Annotated in this window: 6 protein-coding genes; 3 read left to right on the forward strand and 3 right to left on the reverse strand. The window is 67.9% G+C overall.

Annotated features, from left to right (window positions below):
• The 3 genes from ACFWF3_RS22915 to ACFWF3_RS22925 form a co-directional block, all read right to left on the reverse strand.
• A partial coding sequence (locus ACFWF3_RS22915; protein WP_379315209.1) for an SRPBCC family protein occupies nucleotides 1–414 on the reverse strand: 414 nt, incomplete at its 3' end.
• Between the two features lie 34 nt (nucleotides 415–448).
• The gene (locus ACFWF3_RS22920; protein ID WP_379315210.1) at nucleotides 449–1,639 is read right to left on the reverse strand and encodes a lipid-transfer protein; all 1,191 of its coding nucleotides are present in this window, start codon (nucleotides 1,637–1,639) and stop codon (nucleotides 449–451) included.
• 160 nt (nucleotides 1,640–1,799) lie between these two features.
• Nucleotides 1,800–1,958 (reverse strand): hypothetical protein, encoded by a 159-nt coding sequence (locus tag ACFWF3_RS22925; protein ID WP_378989807.1) that lies wholly within the window; start codon nucleotides 1,956–1,958, stop codon nucleotides 1,800–1,802.
• A 425-nt stretch (nucleotides 1,959–2,383) separates the two neighbouring features.
• Between ACFWF3_RS22925 and ACFWF3_RS22930 the strand changes: the two genes are divergently transcribed.
• Genes ACFWF3_RS22930 through ACFWF3_RS22940 form a run of 3 tightly spaced genes read left to right on the forward strand, consistent with a single transcriptional unit; the run spans nucleotide 2,384 to nucleotide 5,288 of the window.
• Complete coding sequence (locus ACFWF3_RS22930; RefSeq protein WP_378989805.1) at nucleotides 2,384–3,634, forward strand: sensor histidine kinase; 1,251 nt, start codon at nucleotides 2,384–2,386, stop codon at nucleotides 3,632–3,634.
• A complete protein-coding gene (locus tag ACFWF3_RS22935) occupies nucleotides 3,634–4,062 on the forward strand; it encodes a roadblock/LC7 domain-containing protein (RefSeq protein WP_378989804.1) in 429 nt (142 codons plus the stop codon). The genes ACFWF3_RS22930 and ACFWF3_RS22935 overlap by 1 nt, the downstream gene beginning before the upstream one ends.
• A 2-nt stretch (nucleotides 4,063–4,064) precedes the next feature.
• Nucleotides 4,065–5,288 (forward strand): cytochrome P450, encoded by a 1,224-nt coding sequence (locus ACFWF3_RS22940; RefSeq protein WP_378990013.1) that lies wholly within the window; start codon nucleotides 4,065–4,067, stop codon nucleotides 5,286–5,288.
• Nucleotides 5,289–5,318: the final 30 nt, after the last annotated feature.

Consider the following 5,318-nt stretch of genomic DNA (forward strand, 5'->3'; position numbering starts at 1 on the left):
GAACTTGGCCATCGACTCCTTCAGGTCGGCTTCGGCGTGCTTGGCGACAGCCTTGCCGATCGGGCCGACGATCATCGCGCCCTTGAAGCTCGCGTCGAACGCGGCCGAGGAGCCGGTGTCGGTGGCGTCGACCTTCAACGCGAATTCGATGGTGACACCGGCCATGCCGGCGCCGGTGATGCGCAGGAACGAGTTCGGCACCACTTCGGCGACGGTCCACTCGATCTTGTTGGCCATGTTCATCACCGACACGACCTCGGTGAAGCGTGCGCCCGCGGCGAGCTCGGCGGGCAGATCGCCACGCCAGCCCTGGTGGATGGTCAGCCATTCCTCCCAGTTATCGAGATCGCTGAGCCGGGCCCAGGCCAGCTCGGGCGCGACGGGAAGTGCGGTGGAAACGGACACAGATGCCATGGGGTTCTCCTGGTGTGATTCGGTAGGGAAAAAGTCAGCGGTTGGCGGGGCGGTAGGCGGTCACCACGACCGCGCCACCGAGACCGATGTTGTGTTGCAGGGCGATTCGCGCGTCGGCGACCTGGCGGGCGTCAGCGGTGCCCCGCAGCTGCCAGGTGAGTTCGCTGCACTGAGCCAGACCGGTCGCGCCCAGGGGGTGGCCCTTGGAGATCAGACCGCCCGACGGGTTGACGACCCACTGGCCGCCGTAGGTGGTGGCGTTGTCGTCGACGAGCCGGCCGCCCTCCCCCGGCGCGCACAGGCCCAGAGCCTCATAGGTCAGCAGTTCGTTGGTGGAGAAGCAGTCGTGCAGCTCGATGACATCGACATCCTCGGGCCCGAAACCGGCCTCGGCGTAGACCGCTTCGGCGGCAGTGCGCGACATCGAGGAGCCGACCAGGTTGATCGCGGTCGGGCTGGTGAACGTCGAGGCGAGGTCGGTGACCATCGACTGCCCGACGATCTCGACCGCGCGGTCGGCCAGGTTGTTCCGGTCGACGAAGTCCTCGCTCGCCAGGATCACCGCGCCGGAACCGTCGGAGGTCGGCGAACACTGCAGCTTGGTCAGCGGGCCGTAGATCTGCTTCGCCGCGAGGACCTCCTCGAGGCTGTATTCCTTCTGGAACTGCGCGTACGGATTGTTCACCGAGTGCTGGTGGTTCTTCACGCCGATCTTGGCGAACTGCTCGGCCGTGGTGCCGTAGAGCTCCATGTGCTCCTTGCCCGCGGCACCGAACATGTACGGCGCGGGCGGCATCGCGAATTCCTGCAGCTCGGCCAGCGCCAGCAGGTGCTTCATCATCGGCTGCTCACGGTCGTCGTAGGTCGAACCGAGCGAGCCGGGCTGCATCTTCTCGAAACCCAAGGCGAGGGTGCACTCGGCGAGCCCACCGCGCACCGCTTGCGCCGCCAGGTAGAGCGCGGTCGAACCGGTCGAGCAGTTGTTGTTCACGTTGACCACCGGAATACCGGTCAGCCCCAGCTCGTAGACCGCGCGCTGACCCGAGGTCGACTCGCCGTACACATAGCCGACATAGGCCTGCTGCACCCGGTCGTAGTCGATTCCGGCGTCGGCGAGCGCCTTGGTCCCCGCCTCACGGGCCATGTCCGGATAGTCCCACTCCCGCGAACCCGGCTTCTCGAACTTCGTCATGCCGACGCCGACGACGAACACCTTCTGTGTCATGAACGCACTCCCGTGTGCCGTGTGTCCCGAATACCTGAGACACGGTGTCCATGTAACTTAGGTTGGACACCGCGTCCAGGTCAATACCCCGGCGAACACAGCCCGCACACGACAAGGGCCGCACCGAGAACGGTGCGGCCCTGGGGTCATGCTGCCGAGGTCAGGTCTGTTGACCGAACCGGCGTGGTTTCTTCGCGCCCATGATGTCGGTCCACCACGATTGCAGCGGGCTCGGTTCGGGCCAATGAACGGTCGGGTCCTCTTCCTCGGGGTCGGCGGGTGGCACGTCGGACGGGTCGTCGTCGAGATCGCTGGTCATGCAGGTTCTTCCTCGAATCGATCGACGGCGCCGCAGCGGGGAGACGAGAGAAGGATGAGCCAGGACTCGAGGCCGGGTGCGGCGACGACGCGTTGGTCGCCGCTGGTCCACGGCTGACCTGTATGTGTTCAACCGTACACGCCGAGGATCAACCGTCGGTATCAATTCACGGCTCTCCACCACAATGCGAGTCACGTTCTGCAGCAACCCGTTTCGTGCACTCGGCGATTCGCACTGCTAACGTGTCCGCATCGCCGAAACGCCGGGCAGCGAGTCCGGTTTCGACCGAACTCACGTGCGCGGTGCCCAATTGTGGTGCGGCGCACTCGGTGTGAGGGCTGGTCGCGGCGAGAAGTCTCGTCGGAGAGACCGGCGAGGACCCGGCCACCACGGCTCTTCGGTCGGTACAGACGACAAAGGAACCGATGACTCCGACGCTCGCGGTCTTCTTGTTCTCCATCGCAACACTGGTCCTGCTCGGCGCGGTCGCTGTCGCGCTGCAGGCCCTGCGCAACGAACGTCAGATCCGCGCCCGCCTGGCGGCGGCCGAGCGCGATCTCCACGCCAAGAACACAGCGATGGAACAGATGTCGCTGGCCCACGCGGAGGAACTCCGGGCGTGCGAACACGACGCGGCACTCGCCGATCGCGCGGCCGAACAGCGCACCGTGGCACAGGTCGAGGCGGCACACGAGGCGACGCGCGCCCAGGTCTCCGCCGACGCCCGCGCCGCCACCAGCAACGCCGTGCGCGCGTTCGGCACCACCGTGGTGAGTCTCGGCGCCGACGTGGGCCAGGTCGTGAGCAACGCGCTGCGGGAGAACCGCAACGACGAGGTCTACGCGACGCTCACCCGGATCGACCACACCGTCCAGCAGATGATCCGTCAGGCCCAGGCCTACGTCATCGTCTCGGGCGGGCTGCCGGGCAGGCGCTGGCCGCAGCAGACCGTCGGCGACGTGGTGGGCGGCGCCACCGGCCGGGTGCGCGACTATTTGCGCGTGCGCACGGGCCACTGCGAACTGGTGGTCATGAGCCGGGCGGTGGAGCCGCTGGTGCACACGGTCGCGACCCTGCTCGACAACGCGCTGCGCTACTCGCCGCCGTCGTCGTTCGTCGACATCTCCTACCAGCAGGGCCATCACGGGGTCACCGTGATCATCGATGACGCGGGCGTGCGGATGAGCCACGAGCAGATGGAGGAGGCGCGCCAGGTGCTCTCGGGCGAGCGCGTCGTCGACATCAACGCCCTCGGCCCGTCACCGCGGGTCGGGTTCCCCGGTGTCGCCGCGCTCGCACGCCGTTACGGCTTCGCCGCCTATGTCGACGGACCCAATATCTACGGCGGCACCAGGGCGATGGTGTTCGTTCCCGCCGCGCTGCTCGTCACCGCCACCGAGGTGCACCGGCCCAAGCATGCCGAGGCGCCGGAACCGGTCGCGCCACCACCACCTGTCTCCGAGATCAGCGCGTCGGCGCCCGAGCTGGACGTGGCCGAGCTCGACCGCACCACCGGCGGGCTGCCCAAACGCACGCGCCGCACCGTGGCCCCGGCCGACGAGCGCGCCGACACCGGCGAGGTGCTCGCGCGCCCCGAGCTCGCGGCAGCCTGGCACAGCGGCTCCAGACACGGCCGCGCCGCGGCCGCACGCTCGACGAAAGGGCACGACAGCTGATGAGTACTCCGATCTCCAACAGCACCAACCGCCTCGCGTGGCTGCTGGACGACCTGGCGCTCGACGGCGTCCGCTTCGCGGTGTTGTTATCCGAGGACGGCCTACGCGTGGCGCACTCGGGCGCCATCTCCATCGACGACGCGGAGCGTTTCGCGGCCGCCGCGTGCGGGCTGCGCTCGCTGGGCAAGGTGCTCGGTGAGTTCTGCGGCGGACTGGCGAACACCGTGCGCCAGAACATGACCGAATACGACGAGGGCATGGTGCTGATCACCGCCGCGGGCGCGGGCACCCTGCTCGGCGTCGCCACCACCGGCGATGTGGACCTCGCGCTCATCGCCCATCGCATGAACGAGCTGGCCGCCAGGGTCGGCCACGAACTCGGCGCGTCGCCGAGGCACCGATCCTCGACTCAGGAGTACTCGCTGTGACACTGGATGTTTCGCCGGACTCGCGCAGCGGCCAGGACCGGGTGCCGCTGTACTCGCCGGAATTCGCCGCCGACCCGCAGAGTACCTACCGCGAGATGCGGCACCGCTTCGGTTCGCTGGTACCGGTCGATCTGGTGCCCGGGGTCCCCGCCACCCTCGTGATCGGCTACCGCACCGCGGTACAGATTCTCAACGATCCCGACCATTTTCCGGCCGACCCGAAGATGTGGCAGCGCGACATCCCCGCCGACTGCCCTGTCCTGCCTATGATGCGCTACCGCCCCAACGCGATCCGCACCGCCGGTGCCGAGCACACGCGCCACCGGCAGGTCACCGTCGCCGGCCTGGCGGGTGTCGACCTGTACCAGCTGCATCGCACCGTCGAGCAGATCGCGATGCCGGTGATCAACTCCTTCTGCGCGGACGGCCGCGCGGATCTGTTGAGCCAGTATGCCTTTCCTGTCATCTTCGCCACCATCAACGCGATGCTCGGTGTGCCCGCCGATATCGGCGGGCACATCGCGACCGGCATGGCGCAGATGTTCGAGGGCGGCGACACCGCGGCCAGCGGTACGCAGATGATGGAGGACGCGCTCTACGACCTGGTGCGGCTCAAGCAGAGCGAACCCGGCGACGACGTGACGACCCGGTTGGTGCAGCATCCGCAGCGGCTCACCGACGAGGAGCTGATGAACCAGGTGCTCACGATGTACGGCGCGGGGATCGAGCCGATGCTCAACCTGATCCTCAATACGGTGCGGCTGATGCTCACCGATCAGCGATTCGCGGGCAGCTTGCTCGGCGGTAGTCTGTCCACCCGCGACGCACTCGACGAGGTGCTCTACACCGACCCGCCGATGGCCAACTTCTGCACCACGTATCCGCGACAGCCGATCCTGGTCGACGATGTGTGGCTGCCCGCGCATCAGCCGGTCGTCATCAGCATGGCCGCGTGCAACAACGATCCCGCGATCGGGACCGGTGATTTCCTCGACAACCGCGCGCACCTGGCGTGGAGCACCGGCCCGCACGGCTGCCCGGCGAAGTCCCCCGCCTACCTGATCGCCCAGGAAGCCATCGACCAGCTCCTCGACGCGCTACCCGAACTCGAGCTCGCGGTGCCGCCGGAGGAATTGGTCTGGCGGCCAGGGCCTTTCCACCGGGCGCTGGCGGGCCTGCCGGTGGTGTTCCCGAGCACCGCACCGCTGGTGGTGCCCGGCAACTGAATCCCCTCGCTCGGCCGACCCGCACGGGTC

Origin of the sequence: Nocardia sp. NPDC060220 (genome assembly GCF_042727815.1) — a bacterium.
Taxonomy (GTDB): Bacteria; Actinomycetota; Actinomycetes; order Mycobacteriales; family Mycobacteriaceae; genus Nocardia.